This window comes from Caulobacter sp. ALps2 (assembly GCF_058681635.1).
The window spans coordinates 3,827,245-3,844,856 of record NZ_CM178743.1 but is presented as its reverse complement, the minus strand read 5'-3'; the positions used below and the strand labels follow the sequence as shown (position 1 = coordinate 3,844,856).

Genomic DNA, 17,612 nt, shown 5'->3' with positions numbered 1-17,612 from the left:
TAGCTGCGCAGACGCCGACGGAGGGTTGGCGCCCGTTCTTACGGAAACCGCGATGACCAACCTGTTCGACCCGCTGCGCGTCGGCGACTTGATCCTTCCCAACCGCGTCGTGATGGCGCCGCTGACCCGGCTGCGCGCTGGTCCGACCCACACCCCCAACGCTCTGATGGCCGAGTATTACGGCCAGCGCGCCTCGGCGGGCCTGCTGATCACCGAAGGCGTGCCGGTCACGCCGCAGGGCGTTGGCTACGCCGGCGTACCGGGCATCTGGTCCAAGGACCAGGTCCAGGCCTGGAAGCAGGTGACCAAGGCCGTGCACGACAAGGGCGGCCGCATCTTCATGCAGATCTGGCATGTCGGTCGGATCTCCGACCCCGAGCACCTGAACGGCGAACTGCCGGTGGCCCCCAGCGCCATCGCCGCCAGCGGCCATGTCAGCCTGCTGCGTCCCGAGCGCCCCTACCCCACTCCCCGCGCCCTCACGATCGAGGAGGTCGCTGGCGTGGTCGAGGCCTTCCGCCAAGGCGCCCAGAACGCCAAGGACGCCGGCTTCGACGGCGTGCAGATCCATGGCGCCAACGGCTATCTGCTCGATCAATTCCTGCAGGACGGCGCCAACCAGCGCACCGACCAGTACGGCGGCCCCATCGAGAACCGCGCTCGCCTGCTGCTGGACGTGACCGACGCCGTGGTCTCGGTATTCGGCGCCGGCCGCGTCGGCGTCCACCTGGCGCCGCGCGCCGACAGCCATGGCATCAGCGACAGCGACCTGCCGTCCACGTTCGGCTATGTCGCCAAGGCCCTGGGCGAGCGCAAGATCGCCTTCATCTCGACCCGCGAGCATGAAGCCGCCGACAGCCTCGGCCCGGCGCTCAAGGCCGCGTTCGGTGGCGTGTATTTCGCGAACGAGAAGTTCGACTTGGCCAGCGCGAACGCCGCGATCGACGCCGGCAAGGCCGACGCGGTCATGTTCGGCAAGGCCTATATCGCCAACCCGGACCTGGTGGAGCGTCTCCAGAAGAACGCCCCGCTGAACGCGCCGGTCCCGGCCACCTTCTACGCCCCCGGCGCCGAAGGCTACACGGACTACCCCACGCTGGAGCAGGTGACGGAAGTCGCCTAGCTGTCGAAGCTATGAAGGTTGTTCACCCGGGGTCGGGCTGAGAAGCTGGGGTTGCGACGCTCCAACCTCCAAGCCGGGAGACCCCGGATGAACATGCACAAGAATGCTCGGCTGACGCCTGTTGGTCGAGCCCTGATGATTTTCCGCATCGAACACCAGGGCTGGTCGGTGGCGCGGGCCGCCGAGGCCTCGGGTGTTTCCCGGCGCACGGCCAGCAAGTGGCTGCAGCGGCATCGGCGGGGCGGCGAGCGAAGGCATCACGACCGCAGCTCGGCGCCGCGCCGATGTCCGCGCAAGACGCCGGCCGGGGTGGTCGAGCAGATCGGGGTGCTGCGCCGCCAGCGGATGACTGGTCCGGCCATCGCCCAGGCCCTGGGCCTGGCCCGCTCGACGGTAGGCTTGATCCTGCGGCGACTGGGCCTGGGCAAGCTGACGGCCCTGGATCCGAAGGTCCCGATCGTCCGCTACGAACGCGCCGCGCCCGGCGAGATGATCCACCTGGACATCAAGAAGCTGGGCAAGTTCAACACCCAGGGCCACCGCGTCACCGGCGACCCTCGCCTGGGCCGCTCGCGCAAGGCCGGCTGGGACTTCCTGCACGTCTGCGTCGATGACGCCTCGCGCCTGGCCTATACCGAGGTCCTGCCGTCCGAAGGCCAGCACGATACGACCGCCTTCCTCCAACGCGCCCTGGCCTGGCTCGCCCGCCACGGCGTCACCGTCCAGCGGGTGATGACCGACAACGGCTCGGCCTATCGCTCCAAGCTGTTCGCCAAGGCCCTCCAGGCCGCCGGCGCCAGGCACGTGCGAACCCGGCCCTACACCCCTCGCACCAACGGCAAGGCCGAGCGCTTCATCCAAACCAGCCTGCGCGAGTGGGCCTATGGCCGGCCCTACGCCTGCTCGGACGACCGCGCCAAGGCCATCAAGCCCTGGACGGACGCCTACAACCTCAAGCGTCCACACGCCGGCATCAAAGGCCTCACCCCCTGGCAGCGTGTGAACAACCTTCTTGGAAACGACACCTAGCGCAGCCTCGACCGGGGCGTCGGGTCCAGGCGAAGCACCTGGGCCGGGCGCTCCTGGGCGTCGGCGATGTCGGGGTCAATGGCCAGCCAGGCCTTGTCCTCTACCCGAGAGAACCACACGAGCACCTTCTCGTGCTGCCGAACCGGCAAGCGCGGGAAGGTGTTTTCGCTTGTTTCGGGAACATAGACGCCCAGGGTTGGCAGGCCCGCCCCCGCGACCCGCTCGGCGAACAATCGGCCAAAGCCCTCGGCCGGATCCTTCCAGAGGTAAAAGATAGTCACCACGACCGGGCTCGGTGGCGCCGGCGGCTCCTGCCGGTCAGTTTCGGCGAAGGCCAGATCCGGCGTCAGCGGCTTGAGCAGCAGGACATTGTCGTTGTCCAGCAGCAGCGGATTGGCCTCGTCCCGATGCGCCTGCCAGACGGGCCCGAAATAGAAGGCGTTCAGCGATCGCTCCCGCGCCGCCATGTTTGGAAAGCCGCGGATCCAGGTAAAGCGGTTCGGGTCATCCCGGTCGGTGAACTGGCCGACCAGGCGCATGCCCTCGGCCTCCTGGCTCTCGACGAACCAGCGCTCGAAGACATCGATCATCTCGTCCCGGCGACCAGGGACGATCTTGTACTGGCGGAGCTCAAGGACAGTGTTCATGGCCCCGCTTAGATCAGGCGCCAGGCCCGATCCTGTCAGCAGGCTTCGGCCAGCCCCTTGGCGATGTAGGCCTGCGCGACGGCCTCGGCGACCTTGATGCCATCCACCGCCGCCGAGAGGATGCCGCCGGCATAACCCGCGCCTTCGCCGGCCGGGAAGAGGCCGGGGGTGTTAAGGCTCTGGAAGTCCTTGCCGCGGGTGATCCGGATCGGAGATGACGTCCGCGTTTCGACCCCCGTCAACAGTACGTCGGGATGGTCGTAGCCGGCGATCTGGCGGCCGAAGACCGGCAGCGCCTCGCGCATGGCCTCGATCACGAAGTCCGGCAGACAAGCGGACAGGTCCGTCAGGGTGACGCCGGGCTTGTACGACGGCGCCACCTCGCCCAGTTCCGTCGAAGGCCGGCCGGCCATGAAGTCGCCGACCTTCTGGCCCGGCGCCTGGTAGGTCGAGCCGCCAGCCACATAGGCCAAGCTCTCCCACTTGCGCTGGAATTCGATGCCGGCCAGCGGATGGCCCGGATAGTCACGCTCGGGATCGATGCCGACCACGAAGCCGGAATTGGCGTTCCGCTCGTTGCGCGAATACTGGCTCATGCCATTGGTGACGACGCGGCCGGGCTCGGACGTCGCCGCGACCACCGTGCCGCCCGGGCACATGCAGAAGCTGTAGACCGTGCGGCCGTTCTTGCAGTGGTGCGACAGGCTGTAATCGGCCGCGCCCAGGTCCGGGTGGCCGGCGCAGGTCCCGAAGCGGGCCTTGTCCATCCACGACTGCGGATGCTCGATCCGCACCCCGATCGAGAACGGCTTGGCCTCGATGTGGACGCCGCGCTCGTACAGGACTTCGAAGGTGTCGCGGGCGCTGTGCCCCAGAGCCATGACCACATGCGCGGCCGGCAGATAGTCGCCGCCAGCTATGTGCAGGCCCCGCAGTTGGCGCGAACCGTCGGCACGGATCTCGATGTCGAAGTCCTCGACCTTGTGCTGCCAGCGGTATTCGCCGCCCAGGCTCTCGATCAGCGCGCGCATCCGCTCGACCATGTGCACCAGACGGAAGGTGCCGATGTGCGGATGGGCTTCTGTCAGGATCTCTTCCGGGGCGCCGGCCTTGACGAACTCCTCCAGCACCTTGCGGCCCAGGAAGCGCGGATCCTTGATCTGGCTGTAGAGCTTGCCGTCCGAGAAGGTCCCCGCTCCGCCCTCGCCGAACTGGACGTTGGACTCCGGGTTCAGCTCGCTTTTGCGCCACAGGCCCCAGGTGTCCTTGGTCCGCTCGCGCACGACCTTGCCGCGATCGACGATGATCGGCTTGAGGCCCATCTGGGCCAGGATCAGACCGGCGAACAGGCCGCAGGGACCGGCGCCGATGACGACTGGACGTGGGCCGTCGAACCCCTCCGGCGCCTTGGCCACGAAGCGATAGTCGGTATCGGGCGTGACGCGCACATGGTGGTCGCCCTTGAAGCGCTCCAGCACAGCGGCTTCGTCGCGCAGCTCCACATCCACCGAATAGACCATCAAGATCGCCGCCTTGCGACGCGCGTCGTGAGCGCGACGGGCGACGACGTGGCTCAGCAGATCCTCGGGCGGGATCCCAAGGCGCTCGACAATGGCCGGCGCCATGGCCTCCGGCGGGTGGCCGAGCGGCAGCTTCAATTCCGAAATACGCAGCATGGCGCGCCTCTTAGCCGGAACTGGGCCCGCGCGCCATCCGGGCGAGACGTCGCGGCGCCGCCTTTACCTGCCGCATAATCGCGCGGCCTCTCTGGCAAGGGCATCAAGAGCGGGCCTGGAGACGCCAGGCGCTTTGCAAGACGGAGACCCGCCATGACCGACGCCGCCCAAATCGCCCAACGTTATGTCGACAGCTGGAACGAAACCGACGCCGAGCGTCGCGCCGACCTGCTGGCCGCCCTGTGGACCGAGGACGCCCGCTATGTCGACCCGATGATGACCGGCGAAGGCCGCGCCCAGATCGACACCCTGATCGCCGGCGTCCACCAGCAGTTCCCCGGCTTCCGCTTCAATCTGGCGGGCAAGCCTGACGGCTATGGCGACAAGATCCGCTTCTCGTGGACCCTGGGGCCGGACGGCCAGAGCCTGGTCGAGGGCACCGACTTCGGCGTCGTCGAGAACGGCCGCCTGCGCGCCGTCACCGGCTTCCTCGACAAGGTCCCAGCCTAGGCCTTGGGATAGCCGCCGACCTCCTGCTCGTCGTCGATCACGCGGCCTGTCCCGGTCTTCACCTCGCGGACGATCCGGCGGTCGACGGCGTCGCGGTCCCAGGGCCGCGCGCCGGCATTGGCCAGCACATAGGCCTCGACCTGGCTGGAGGGCATCAGCTTCAGCCCTTCCGGCCAGAACGGCGCCTTGGCCAAGTGCTTGATCCTGGGGAACGGGTCGGTGTTGAGGATCCGCACCGGCGGCATCTCGCCGCCATCGGCATAGTGGGCCGGATTGTCGAAGGCGTAGAGCTCCAGATCGCCCTGCCCCTCGACGATCAGGAACGGCAGATCCGGTCGCGTCGACGCCCCGCCCCTCACGACATTGCCGGCGATGGCCAGCTGGCCGACGCGCCACTGATGGCCGACCCACTCGCTGGCGTTCAGGGCGTAGTGCATGCAGCGCGTGCCCGGATCGTAGACGAAGTTGTTGACTGTCACGGCCTCGACCCCGCCCTTGAACAGCTGGTTGCGCTCGCGGTTGTGGGCATAGAGGTTGCGGGCGATCAGCACGTCATAGGCGTTGTCGTGGATCAGGCTGCCCTTGGAGTGCTCGCCCTTCACGTGACTGGCGTTCGACAGGCCCTCGGCGACGATGTTGTTGCTGAAGGTGATGCTGTGCGAAGTCCCGTCGCGCCACTTGGCCGGCTCCTCTCCGCCGGTGAAGCGTGGCCCCGAGGCCGACAGATTTTCATCGGTAGCCCAGCTGACCGAGCAGTGGTCGACGATGATGTCGTAGGCCCTCCAGCAAGTGATGCCGTCGACCTCCCAGCCGCTCTTGCTGGCCGCGCCGTCGCGGCCGGCCCGCACGCGGATGTGGCGGACGATGACGTCGTGGCTCTCGATGGCCAGGCTGCCCTTGATCAGGGTGATGCCCGGCGAAGGCGCGGTCTCGCCGGCGATGGTCAGGAAGGGCTCGGTGACCTTGATGCTGTGACGGGCCAGGTCGATCACGCCGCCGACGTCGAAGACGATCGTGCGCGGTCCCTTGGCGGCGATGGCCTCCCGCAGCGAACCAGGCCCGCCGCCGGCCAGGGTCTTGACCCGGATGACCTTGCCGCCGTCGCCGCCGGGGGTCTTGCCGGCCCAGCCCAGGCGTTCGAACGGCGCCTCGCGCGGCGCGGCCATGACGAGGCCGGGCGTCGCCGCCAAAGCGGCGGCCAGCAGCGTGTCGCGTCGGGTGATCATCGAAACCCCTCCCTGCTTTCTTGTTTTCTAGGCGCCGGTCGCCAGCCAGGCGACGGCGTTGGCCAGCCAGCGCTGCTGCAGCGGCCCCACCATGTCCGGCAGGCGATGAACCAGCACCCGCGCCTTGTCCTTGCGGACGACGAAGCTGGCCGCGCCGTTCTTGCGATCGTGGTCGCGGCTGTAGGCGGCGATGACCTCGATGTCGTCTCCTTCGATGACGAGCCCGTTCGAAGGCTGGCCCTCGACCTGGTGCAGCACGCTCATGGCCATGTCGGCAGGCAGACCGGCGAAGGTGGAGTGAGCGCGGACATAGTTCCAGTTGCCCATCCACGGCGCGCGCAGGCCACCGACCTGGCCGGCGTAGCTGAACAGGCCCAGGCCCGAGAGCTGCTTGGCGACGCCGTCGGCCAGGCCGTCTTCCTGGACCATGGCCAGCAGCGGCGTGCCCGCCTTGGCGGCGGCCATCACCTCGGGCGGCAGTTCGCCCAGCACCACGACCGGCTTCTCGCCCTTCTTGGGCTGGGCCTCGAGACCGGTCTGCTCCCCGACCTGGCGGCGGATGATCTCGTCGGTCTTCAGGCCCGAGGCGACGATGCCGGCGTACCGCGCGCCCGGCTTGAAGTCCTCGATCACGACGTTCGGCAGGGCCGTGAGCTGTTCGCGCAGGCTCTTGGCGATCCCCGAGACACCAATCCTGACCGGCTTGGCGGGCTTCTCCGCGGCCGCCGTCACCCAGATCTCACGGTCCGAGACCACGTCGCCGAACGCCACGCGCAAGGTGTTCAGCCCCGCGCGGGTCAGGGCCGGTGTGCGGAAACTCTCGGCCAGCAGGTAGCTAAGCTGGTCGGGTGTCTGGGCAGGGACCGGCCAGCGGCCCAGTTCCTGGACCTGACCGCCATCGCCGACCAGGCTCAGCACGACGTCGCCCGTCGCGGCCTGGCCGGTGTCGTTGAAGAACCAGATATCCAGCTCGGCGGTCTCGCCGGCCGCATAGGCCAGGGCCCGGGGCTTGGCGATCGCCACGACCGGCCGTAGGGCCTGGCTCATCAGGGTCGGATCGGCCTTGAAGCCGCGCAGCGCGTCGACGATGCCCGAGTGGTTCTCGATCGAGGTCGTCTCCCAGCCCGAGATCGCCGCGACGTCGACGGTCTCGCCCAGGCGGATGTTCTCCAGGTAGTTGCGCCAGGACTCGTAGACCTTGCGACCGACCGACAACCACAGCTTCTCGCTAGTCGGGAACGCGGACTTGAATCCCCAGCGCTCGATATAGCTGTTGGTCGCCGCGACGATGTCCTTGTGGTCCTGCAGGTCGTAGCTCTTACCGCCCTTGGCTAGGATCTCGACGACCATGGCCTCGTGGTTGTCGGCTGTGGCGCAACCCTGCATCTCGCCGAACTCGACGATGAAGGGCTTGCCCTTCTGCATGTGGATGTAGTCGTCCTTGGACTTGTAGAAGCGGTCGTACCACTGGTCGCCAGCGCCCTGGTGCTCGACCCACCAACCGCCCCACTGCTCGACGTCCGAGCGGTAGTAGTGGTCGTTGTACGGCAGGTACATCGCCTGGGCCGCGCCGCGCTTGACGAAGCCGTCGTTCAGGATCATCGCCCGGCTGGGGTCCAGGTCGTGCATGGCCTTCAGGACGATCTGCACGTCAGGATTGGCCAGGTTCGCGCCGATCTCGTTCTGCAGGGTGTACTGCACCAGCGACGGCCGCGAGCGGAACGCGCGGACCATGGTCTTACACTTCTCGAGCAGGAAATCGCGGCTGAACGCATCCGCTTCCGACAGCTTCTCGCCGGGCTTGAGATCGCGACCGATGGCGTGACGACCGCCGCCGGGCTCCATGACCCGCAGCAGGCCCATCTCGTCCATCGCGTCGAACACCTCGGGCTTGCCGACATTGCGGTGGAAGTGCAGCGCGTTGAGGCCCAGGGCATGGGCCGAGGTGACCTCACGCTTGGCCAGCTCGGGCGTTGGCCACAGGCCGTTGAAGCCCCAATAGCCCCATGAGATCGCCGAATAGAGCCGCACGCGACGACCGTTCAGGCGCAACAGCGCGTCGGTCCCGACGCCGTCGACGCCGAACCAGCGGAAGCCGAAGCGGACCTCGCGCGTGTCGACCGCGCCCTTGGCCTCGGCCCACCGGAACCGCAGGCGGTGCAGGACGGGAGTCTTCAGGTCCCAGATCTGGGCGTTCGGGGCCGCGACCGTGAAGCGGACCCTCAGGCGGTGTTCGTCGAGCACCTCGACGGCCTCGACCGTGACGGCGGCCGAGACCGGCGCGCCGGCGTCGTCCACGAGCTCGACAGCGGCCTTGCTCTTCAACCTATCCAGGCCTGTCTTCGGCGCCGGTTTGTCGAGCACCACCTCCATGAAGCCGGTGACCTGGCGCGCGTTCGGCGTGTTCAGCACCCAGGCGTCGTCGATCCGCGCGGCGCGCGGGTGGACGCTCAGGGTCAGGCCACGATCGAGACCGCCGAAGCCATGCGAGGCGAAGAACTTCAGCTTGCCCCACATCATGGTGGTGGCGTCGCGCCAGTCGAAACGACCGCCGGGATTGGTGACGCGGATCGACAGGCGGTTGGCCTCGCCGGGCTTCATCGCCTCGGATAGATCGCAGTGGATCGGCAGCTCCGACATGATCGAGTAGCCGACCAGCTGCTCGTTCAGGAACACCTCGGCCCGCATCCGTGCCCCACGGATGTTCAGGAAAACCCGCTGCCCCTTGGCCGAGGCTGGGATGTCGATGGTGCGGCTCCACCACGACACGCCCTTGTAGGCGCCGTACTTGGGAACATCGTCGTCCTCGGCGTAGCGGTACTCGTCCGCGCCATAGGGCCGCGTGCCGAACGCGCCCCAGAAGTGCTGCTCGACCGTGGTCGGCAGTTGGACGGTGATCGCCTCGCCCGAGGCCAGCGCGCTCCAACCGCCGGTCGGCGGGTTCACGGGCAGCTTGGCCAGCTCGAACGTCCCCGGCAGGTGGATGACGTCGTCCTTCCAGGCCGCGCCCCGGTCGATCCAGAGGCGCCAGCCGTCGTCGGGAATGGCCAGGGACGGCTCGGCGGCCAGGCTGGCGGTCGGCGTCAGACCCGTGGCGGCGGCGACGCCCAGGCTGGTGGTCAGGAATCTGCGGCGGTCGATACGCATCGGGTCACTCGGTCTCAAGGTTTCCAGCCGTCGGAGCCGGCCAGGAATTTACGTCGGTCCCAGGCCTTGGCCTGGTCGTCGGTCAACTGATGGGTGCGCGGCTCGCGGGTCTGGGGGCTCGCGCCCGGACCGGTCGAGGCGTACTCGGCGAAATAGGCGGTGTTCAGGGTGTCGGTCTTGCCCGGCGTCCACTCGCGCCAGCCGGCGGGATCCAGCGGGGCCTCGATGCGCGAGCGCATGAAGATCACCGTGGCCAGCGGCCGCCAGGCGCGGCCGAAATAGATGCCCTGGGCGTCCTTGTCGGCGGTGATCAGGGCGTGGTCGAAGACATAGGCGCTGTCCTGGTCGGACTTGTTCTTGCTCTGCGCCGTGATCATCACGCTCTGGTGGGCGATGCCGTGGATATGGCAGCGGTCGAAGAACGCCTTGGCGTCGCCGAAGATGAAGTCGACATGGCCCTCGACATAGCAGTCCTTGAAGTACTGCCGGCTGGGCTTGTCCTTTTTGCTGCCCGCGAACAGCGTGTCCTGGGCGCCCAGCAGGCGGACCTTCTCCAATACGGCGCGGTCGGCGGTGATGAACAGCGCCACGGCCTGAGAGGGGATCGGGTCCTTCAAGTGATAGTCGTTCTGGATCGTCAGGTTCTTGGCGCGAAAGCCGTCGCCTGAGACGTTCATCGTGAACGACTTGAAGGTGCCGCCGGCGTTCCGAGCGCCGTCGCTCCAGACGATGACCACGTCCCGCGGCCTGGCGCCCTTGCCGACCAGACGGACGTTGGGCCTGGCGATCGTCACCTTCTCCCGGTACTCGCCGGGCTGGAGCTCGATCGTACCGCCGTCGGCCGGCAGCGCCTCGACCGCGGCGGTCAGGGTCTTATAGGCGGCCTTGGGACCGACCCGGAGGGTCTCGGCCAAGGCGACATTGGTCAGGGCCGTGGCCAGCAGGAAGCCGAGGAGCGCGTGTTTGCCGGTCATGCGCGCACCAAGGCGCCGTTACGGACCACGAGGCGAGCGCTCTGGCCCGTCTTCAGCGCGACCTTCAGCGTCGAACCGGCATGGACCACGGTGTGCTCGCCGTCGGCCTGAGCCGTCAGCATCGCCTCGGAAAGCTTGCCGCCCGTCCAGCGGACATCGACGCCAACCGCGCCGCGCGCCCGCAAGCCCGTGATGTGGCCGGTCGGCCAGGCCGACGGCAGGGCCGGCAGTAGGTAGATGCGGTCGTTGCGGCTTTGCAGGACCATCTCGGTCATGCCCGAGGTCCCACCGAAATTGCCGTCGATCTGGAACGGCGGGTGGGCGTCGAACATGTTCGGATAGGTGCGCTCGGGACCCAGCAACAGCTTCAGGATGCCGTGGGCATGGTCGCCTTCGCCCAGCCGCGACCACAGATTCAGGCGCCAAGCGATGGCCCAGCCCGTCGACAGGTCGCCGCGCGTCACCAGGGTGGTCTTGGCCGCCGCCGCCAGCTTCGGCGTGGTGTCGACCGAGATCTGGTCCGACGGGAACAGGCCGTACAGGTGCGAGACGTGGCGATGGTGGACATCCTTGGCGTCGGCGTCCCAGTCCTCCTGCCACTCCTGGAGCTGGCCATCCTTGCCGATCTTGTACGGGGCCAGCTTGTCGCGCGCCGCCTTCAGCTCGGCGACGAAGGCTTCGTCAGCGCCCAGAATGACTTCGGCCTTCAGGCAGTTGTCGAACAGGTCGCGGACGATCGCCTGGTCCATGGTCGGACCGGCGGCGATGGACGAGCCGTGGCCGTGATCATTCTCCGGCGAGATCGACGGGCTGGTGACCAGCACCCCGAACTTCGGATCGACCACCAGGGTATCGAGGAAGAACCGCGCCGAACCCTTCATCAGTGGATAGACCCGCTCCAGATAGGCCCTGTCGCGACTGTAGTCGTAGTGGTCCCAGACATGCTTGCAGAGCCAAGCGCCGCCCGTCGGCCAGACGCCGTACTTGGCGCCGTCGATCGGGGCCGTGGCGCGCCACAGGTCGGTATTGTGGTGCGTGACCCAGCCCCGCGCGCCGTACATGGCCTTGGCCATCCGAGCGCCGGTTTCCGAGATGTCCTTGACCAGGGCGATCAGTGGCTCGACCAGTTCCGGCAGACTGGTCGGCTCGGCCGGCCAGTAGTTCATCTCGGTGTTGATGTTGATCGTATACTTGCCGCCCCAGGGCGCGGACGGCTTGTCGTTCCAGATCCCCTGAAGGTTGGCCGGCTGGCTGCCCGGACGCGAACAGGCGATCAGCAGATAACGACCGTACTGGTAGTACAGCGCCGCCAACGACGGATCATCGGTGGTCGGCGATTGCTTGATGCGCTCATCGGTCGGCAGCAGGTCGGCGCGCGTGCGGCCAAAGTCGACGCCAACGCGGCGGAACAGTGCGCGGTGGTCGGCCTGGTGGTCGGCCAGCAACTTGGCCCACGGCTTGGTCACCAGCTTGGCCAGGGTCGCCTTGTTCAGCGCGGCCGGATCGCCCGAGACGTCATCATAGCGGCGATAGTTGGTGGCGGCCGCGATCAGCAGCAGCACCTCGTCGGCGCCGGCGACCGACAGCTTTCCGCGGTCGCCGGTCACCTTGCCGCCCTTGGCGCGGACGTCGACGCGGCACTCGAACTTCAGCTGGGCGGGAATGCCTTGCTGACTTTCGTTGACGCCGGCGAACACCAGGCTCCCGCCGTCGACCGAGGCGCCGGGATTGGACTTCAACGGGCTGGCGAAGCTCAAATCGACGCTGATCGCGCCCTTCCTGTTGGCCGTCAGGCGCACGGCGATGACGCCGTCCGGCTCGCTGCCAATCACTTCGCGGACATAACGGACGCCGCCCGCCGTGAAGCTGGTCGTGGCAAGAGCCCCGTCAATATCGAGATCGCGAACATAGTCGCCGCCCGCCTCGGCCAGGCCCGGGAAGTCCAGCTTCAGATCGCCGATCGTCTGGTACGACATCTGCCGCTTGGGGACGCCCATGAACTTGGCGTCGGCCAGTTCGGTGGCTTTGGCGTATTCCCCCGCGTTGATGAGGCGGCGGATCTCCGGCAAGGCCGCGTTGGCCTCCGGATTGATCGGCTCATACGGACCACCGGCCCACAGGGTGTCCTCGTTCAGTTGCAGCCGCTCGGCCGCGACGCCGCCGAAGATCATCGCCCCCAGCTTGCCCGAACCGACCGGCAGGGCCTCGACCCATTCCTTGGCCGGCTGGCGGTACCACAGACGCAGCGGCTGAGCCTTGGCCTGGGCGCGGGCGGGCGCGGCAGTCAGAGTCGAAACGGCGCCGAGGACGGCGAGCGTGGAGCGGCGGGTCAGGGTCATGGGGGGCCAAGCCTATTGGATCAGGTAGCGGCGCAGGGTCGGGACGGACTTCGAGAGCTCTTCGGTGACGATAGCCGAGAAATAGTCAGCGCCCACGACACCCAGATGAGTGTAGTCGAACGACAGCTTGGCCTGCCCCATCGGCTCGACGGCGGCGTTGTTCTGGCCGGCGGGCGACGCGCCGGGCGCGGCCGGAACGCCGGTGCTGGCGGCGATGGTCGTGCCGGTTTTGGTCGCGGCCTCCAGCACCTCGGCCGACGGCGGGCGCTGGGCGAACTTCATGGCTTCGACCGGGCCCAAGGCCTGGACGGCGGCCTGGCTGCGGGCGTGCAGGTCGACCAGCGGTGAGCCCGTTTCAGAAGCGACCTTGCGCACCGCGTCGGCCCACGGACCCAGGTCGTCCAGCAGCTTGCCGTCCTTGAACGAGCGACGGGTCAGCGGCGTGACTAGGATCGGCTTGCCGCCGGCCGCTTTCACCTCGTCGACATAACGCTTCATGTTGACCGGGAACTCGGTGGCTAGGTCCGTCGAGCGGCCCGGCTTGCCCGGCTGGTCATTATGGCCGAACTGGATCAAGACGTAGGTGTCCATGAAGCCGCCCGACTTGATCTCGTCCATGGCCAGGGCCCACGAACCCTCGGCGCGGTAGTTTCCGCTGGAGCGGCCGCCGCGCGCCAGGTTGATGCAGGCGGCGAACGAAGTGACGTGCCAGCCGCAGAAGCTGGGGCCCCAGCCGCCCTGAACGGCGCTGGTGGAGTCCCCGATCAGCACGATCTTGACGGCTTTGAACTTCGCCGGCGAGGGCTCCGCCGTCTGGGCCTGAACGGCCAGCGGCGTCAGCGCCAAGGCGGTCGCCAGGGTCAGGACCTTCAAACGCATGGAGTACTCCGAAGAAGGGGGGCGGCGCCGGGAAAGGACCTGCGCCGCCCTAGTTTTCACCTCGGGAGGAGGCGGTTTCGAACGCCTAGGCCCGGCCGACGAAAAGCTGTCGGTCCTGAGTTCCGGAGGCGGCGATTTGGGAGTGATCGGCGAGGGAATCGCGGACGCCCGTGCAGCGCGGCGCGCGCGGTGGCGTGGACATTGTTCGCTCCCCAACTGTCGGCCATCGAGGGCCGTTCTTCACCGGATCTCTGCCACCGGTGTCATGGAGATAAGCATGCCGCCACGGGTGGAAAAAGAGAAAAGTTACCGGTAACTTATAGAAATACCTGGGCTTTCCTTGCGCCCGCGAAACTAGATTTCAACAACGTTTCATGCCCGGCGATCCGCACAAAAAAGTTCCGGATTTGTCTGATTTATCCGCCGCGCCATTGATCGACGCGGCTTTCCCCCGCATCGTCGCCGGCAACAAGGATACCGAGAACAATTGGGGAGTGGCGGTGTCCGGGGCGGGGCGTCCGAAGCGTAGGACCGTTAGGGTGGAGGTTTGGTGTGATCACCCGGCCTGCGCGGTCGCGCGCGCCAAGGCGTGGCGGGCTCTCAACGCGTTCCCGCGCGCCCGATGATCAGCAGCCATCTGCTCGGATCCGCGACGGCCTTGGCCGCGCTGCTGGCTGGCGCTCCAGCCGTCGGCTCGCAAACTCATGCGATCCACGCCTTCGACCAAGCTGAGCAGCCCCTGGCCCGCGCGCTGCTGGCCGTGTCCGAGCGCACCGGCGTTGTCGTCCTGGCCCCTGCCTCGCTGATCACCGGCCGCCCGGCGCCCGCCCTCCGCGGGACGATGTCGCTGCAAGCCGCGCTGGCGACTCTGCTAACCGGCTCGCGGCTGACCTTCGTGATCGGCGCCGACGGGGTGGTGACGATCATCCCGCTTGCACAGGCCGTCCCGCCGACGAAACGCGCCCCGCCGCCCCTGCCCGCCTCCCAACGTGGGTTCGACGAGGTCTCCGCGGAGGTCGCGCCAGTTAATGTCACGGCGATCGCCAACGCTGACCTGCCGGCCTATCTGAAGCGCCGCACGCCCTCGCCCGTCGAAATCTTGACCGAGGACGAGATCGCCCGCTCCGGCGCGCTCAGCCTGGGCGACGCCCTACGCGACCTGCCCGGCGCGGCGGCGATCGGCGACGGCGGCGAGACCCGCCAAATCGCCCTGCGCGGCGTCGCCAGCCGTTTCACCCGCGTGCGTATCAACGGCATGGAGACTTTGGCGACGTTCGGCGGATCCAACGTCGGCGGCGGCACCAACCGGGGTCGCTCATTCGACTATAACGTCTTCGCCGCTGACCTCTTCCGCCAGATTCGGGTGCAAAAGACGGCCACCGCCGACATCGACGAAGGCTCTTTAGGCGCCACGGTCGACATCCGCACGCGTTCGGCCTTCGACTTGCGCGACAAGAGCGTGCTGCTGTACGGCGAGCAGACCTATAACAGCCGCGCCGACCGCCTGGCGCCACGCGGCTCGATCGTGCTGTCGCGCCGTCTGGCCGACGATCGCCTGGGCCTTCTGATCTCGGCCGCTTATTCACGCCGTTACGCCGTCGACGCCGGCAGCACGGCCGGTGGTTGGCAGACCGGCTACGCCCTCTATCCAGGCTTCGGCGCGACCACGGGCGCCGCCAGCCTGAGTCAGGTCAATGCCGCCCTGCACGCCCGCATCCCGCGCCTTGAACTGATGACCGCCGACCAGTCGCGGCTGGGCCTGACCGGCGCACTGGACTGGCGCCCTTCGGACAGGACTCGCGTTTCGCTTGATCTGCTGTACGCGACCCTGCGCGCCAAGCGGCGCGAATATCTGCTGGAGAGCTTCACGTTCCGCACGGCCGGCCCCTGCGGCCCGGCCGCGCCACCGATCTGCGGGCTGAACGCGGTGACCGCCATCGATCCGGTGATCCGCATGGGCGACGGCCCCTCCGTGCTGCTGGCCGGGACCTTCGACGGTGTGGATGTGAAATCCGAGGCTCGCTATGACGAGCTCGACACCATCTTCCGTCAGGCGACGCTCTCGGCGACCCATCAGCTTGCTGGCGGCGTCGAGGCCACCGCGTTGCTGGGCTTCTCGCGCTCGGACTTCAGCAATCCGGTGCAGAATACGTTGCACATGGACCAGTACGGCGTAAACGGCTTCGCCTACGACTTCCGCGACGCGCGCAATCCCTATGTCGGCTACGGCGACGCAGTGCTGGACCGGGCCTCGGCCTGGACGTTGTCGGAAGTCCGCGACGATCCCAATTGGGTCGACAACAGCTACAAGACCGCTGGCCTGGACCTGAAAGGCGCGGCTGGCGGCTTCGAATGGCGCGCGGGAGTCCTACACAAGGACTACCGCACCCAAGCCGTCAGCCTGTCGCGGTCCAACGGCACGACGGCAAACCTGAACGGCATGATCCCGGCCCCTCTCGCCACCGTCCCGATCGCTGACTACGTGCGCATGGTCGGCGTCGGCGCATCGTTCGGCGCCCTCAACCCGCCCGCCCAGTGGCTGGCGCCCGACATGATCCGAGGCCTGTCACTGCTGCGTCGAGCTTGCGCTCAGGTCGGCTGCGACGCCTTCCGCCTGGGCCCCGAACCCACGGCGGCGACCAACTATGCGATCGGCGAGCGTGATGACGCGGCCTACGTCCTGCTCTCGCGCCCGCGTCGGGAGGGGCGCCCGCTATGGGGCGATGTCGGCTTGCGCTTGGCTCGGACGGCGCAGGATGCGCGCGGGTTGCAGGTCCAGACTGACGGCGCGCTGAAACCCGTCCGCGCAAGGCGCAGTTATGTCGATGTCCTGCCGTCGGCGAACCTGGTCTGGGAGCCGGCCAACGACCTGACCGTGCGGATGGGCGCGGCGCGGGTGATGGTTCGCCCCGATCTGCGCGGCCTGCGACCCGGCTTCACCATCTCGACCCCCAGTCTGAAGAGCATCTCGGCTGGCGATCCAAACCTGACGCCAACCCGCGCCACGACCCTGGACCTCGGCGCCGAATGGTACGCGCCGAACGGCGGAGCGGTGACGGTCGCGGCCTATCACAAGGCGATCGCCTCGGTAATCCAGCAGACCATCAGTCCGCCGGCGCCGTTCTCGACCAACCCCTACGGCCTGCCCGACAGCGTCGCGGCGCAGGCTTGCGGCAGCACGCCAGGCTGCGATCCAGCCTTGCCGATCTGGCAGTTCGTCCGCCCGGCCAATACCGGCAAGGGTCGGCTGAGTGGAGTGGAGATCTCGGCGGTCACGCCTTTGGGCGCCGCCGGCTCGCGCCTGGCGCGTTGGCGTTTGCAGGGCTCGCTGGCCTATACGCGTTCGCAGGTTCTCTACCGCATGCCCAGCGGCGCTATGGAGAAGATCGAGGATTCCCTGGGCGGACCGCGCCTCGTGGGCAATCTGGCGCTGAACTATGACGGCCGCCGCCTGGACGCCCGAACCGCGGTCAGCCATCGCGGACGCTATCTGGGCACGGTGCCGGCCGTAACGGGCGGCGACGCCGAGGGTTTTTCCGCGCTGACCACGGTGGACGTCTCGCTTCGCTACAAGATTTCGCCGCGGCTGACCCTCGCCGCCGACCTGACCAACCTGACTGACGCCATGGGCCGTCAGTTCATCGACCGCAGTCAGATCCCCAACTACCAGCATCGCACGGGACGGGATTTCCGGTTGGGGCTACGCTACCGCTATCGTTAGTCCTGCTCGCTCAGCGCGAAAATCTGGCGCATGGCGATCCACTTCTCGCCCTCACCGGCGCCGGATAGCGGCTGTTGGAATTCCCACATCAGGCGCTCCCAGGCCTGGACATCCTCGGACGCCATGTCGGCGGCCGCCTTGGCCTCGGGCGAGAAGGCCGGGCCGGTCTCCATGATCATGAACAGCCGCGTGCCCAGCCGCCAGATCTGCATGTCTCGGATGTCGGCCGAGCGGATCGAGGCGATCACCGCAGACGGCACAGCGCCCGGAGCATGCCAGCCCTCATACCGTTCGATCAGCGCCGGGTCGTCCTTGAGGTCGAGCGCCAGGCAGTGGCGCAT

12 protein-coding genes are annotated in these 17,612 nt (G+C 67.8%); 4 read left to right on the top strand and 8 right to left on the bottom strand.

All coding sequences use genetic code 11. From position 1 onward, the window contains the following. Nucleotides 1-52: 52 nt before the first annotated feature. Together ACW173_RS18235 and ACW173_RS18230 are read left to right on the top strand one after the other, a co-directional pair. A complete protein-coding gene (locus ACW173_RS18235; RefSeq protein ID WP_492081505.1) occupies nucleotides 53-1,123 on the top strand; it encodes an alkene reductase in 1,071 nt (356 codons plus the stop codon). Nucleotides 1,124-1,210: 87 nt separating this feature from the next. Then, nucleotides 1,211-2,152 carry an IS481 family transposase gene (locus ACW173_RS18230; protein WP_492081504.1) on the top strand — a complete coding sequence of 314 codons (942 nt, stop codon included), beginning with the start codon at nucleotides 1,211-1,213 and terminating at the stop codon, nucleotides 2,150-2,152. Here the strand turns inward: ACW173_RS18230 and ACW173_RS18225 are convergent. Together ACW173_RS18225 and ACW173_RS18220 are read right to left on the bottom strand one after the other, a co-directional pair. Then, complete coding sequence (locus tag ACW173_RS18225) at nucleotides 2,149-2,799, bottom strand: NIPSNAP family protein (protein WP_492081503.1); 651 nt, start codon at nucleotides 2,797-2,799, stop codon at nucleotides 2,149-2,151. The two genes, ACW173_RS18230 and ACW173_RS18225, sit on opposite strands and share 4 nt — an antisense overlap. A gap of 35 nt (nucleotides 2,800-2,834) precedes the next feature. Further along, nucleotides 2,835-4,475, bottom strand: a complete 1,641-nt coding sequence (locus ACW173_RS18220) for an NAD(P)/FAD-dependent oxidoreductase (protein ID WP_492081502.1) — start codon at nucleotides 4,473-4,475, stop codon at nucleotides 2,835-2,837. A 153-nt stretch (nucleotides 4,476-4,628) separates the two neighbouring features. On the opposite strand from ACW173_RS18220, the gene ACW173_RS18215 reads away from it, so the two are divergent. Next, nucleotides 4,629-4,985: a nuclear transport factor 2 family protein gene (locus ACW173_RS18215; RefSeq protein WP_492081501.1), complete on the top strand. Its 357-nt coding sequence runs from the start codon at nucleotides 4,629-4,631 to the stop codon at nucleotides 4,983-4,985. Here the strand turns inward: ACW173_RS18215 and ACW173_RS18210 are convergent. From ACW173_RS18210 to ACW173_RS18190, 5 genes are read right to left on the bottom strand one after another with little or no spacing between them, the layout of a single operon-like run. Continuing rightward, nucleotides 4,982-6,211, bottom strand: coding sequence for a pectate lyase family protein (locus ACW173_RS18210; protein ID WP_492081500.1), 1,230 nt, complete (start codon nucleotides 6,209-6,211; stop codon nucleotides 4,982-4,984). The genes ACW173_RS18215 and ACW173_RS18210 overlap by 4 nt on opposite strands. A gap of 27 nt (nucleotides 6,212-6,238) precedes the next feature. Beyond that, a complete protein-coding gene (locus ACW173_RS18205; RefSeq protein ID WP_492081499.1) occupies nucleotides 6,239-9,358 on the bottom strand; it encodes a sugar-binding domain-containing protein in 3,120 nt (1,039 codons plus the stop codon). Nucleotides 9,359-9,372: 14 nt separating this feature from the next. Further along, nucleotides 9,373-10,332 (bottom strand): pectinesterase family protein, encoded by a 960-nt coding sequence (locus ACW173_RS18200; RefSeq protein WP_492081498.1) that lies wholly within the window; start codon nucleotides 10,330-10,332, stop codon nucleotides 9,373-9,375. Next, nucleotides 10,329-12,671 carry a glycoside hydrolase family 95 protein gene (locus ACW173_RS18195; protein WP_492081497.1) on the bottom strand — a complete coding sequence of 781 codons (2,343 nt, stop codon included), beginning with the start codon at nucleotides 12,669-12,671 and terminating at the stop codon, nucleotides 10,329-10,331. The genes ACW173_RS18200 and ACW173_RS18195 overlap by 4 nt, the downstream gene beginning before the upstream one ends. A gap of 12 nt (nucleotides 12,672-12,683) precedes the next feature. Next, the gene (locus ACW173_RS18190; RefSeq protein ID WP_492081496.1) at nucleotides 12,684-13,550 is read right to left on the bottom strand and encodes a rhamnogalacturonan acetylesterase; all 867 of its coding nucleotides are present in this window, start codon (nucleotides 13,548-13,550) and stop codon (nucleotides 12,684-12,686) included. A 622-nt stretch (nucleotides 13,551-14,172) separates the two neighbouring features. On the opposite strand from ACW173_RS18190, the gene ACW173_RS18185 reads away from it, so the two are divergent. Continuing rightward, nucleotides 14,173-17,271 carry a TonB-dependent receptor gene (locus ACW173_RS18185; RefSeq protein ID WP_492081495.1) on the top strand — a complete coding sequence of 1,033 codons (3,099 nt, stop codon included), beginning with the start codon at nucleotides 14,173-14,175 and terminating at the stop codon, nucleotides 17,269-17,271. Here the strand turns inward: ACW173_RS18185 and ACW173_RS18180 are convergent. Next, nucleotides 17,268-17,612, bottom strand: a complete 345-nt coding sequence (locus ACW173_RS18180; protein WP_492081494.1) for an L-rhamnose mutarotase — start codon at nucleotides 17,610-17,612, stop codon at nucleotides 17,268-17,270. The genes ACW173_RS18185 and ACW173_RS18180 overlap by 4 nt on opposite strands.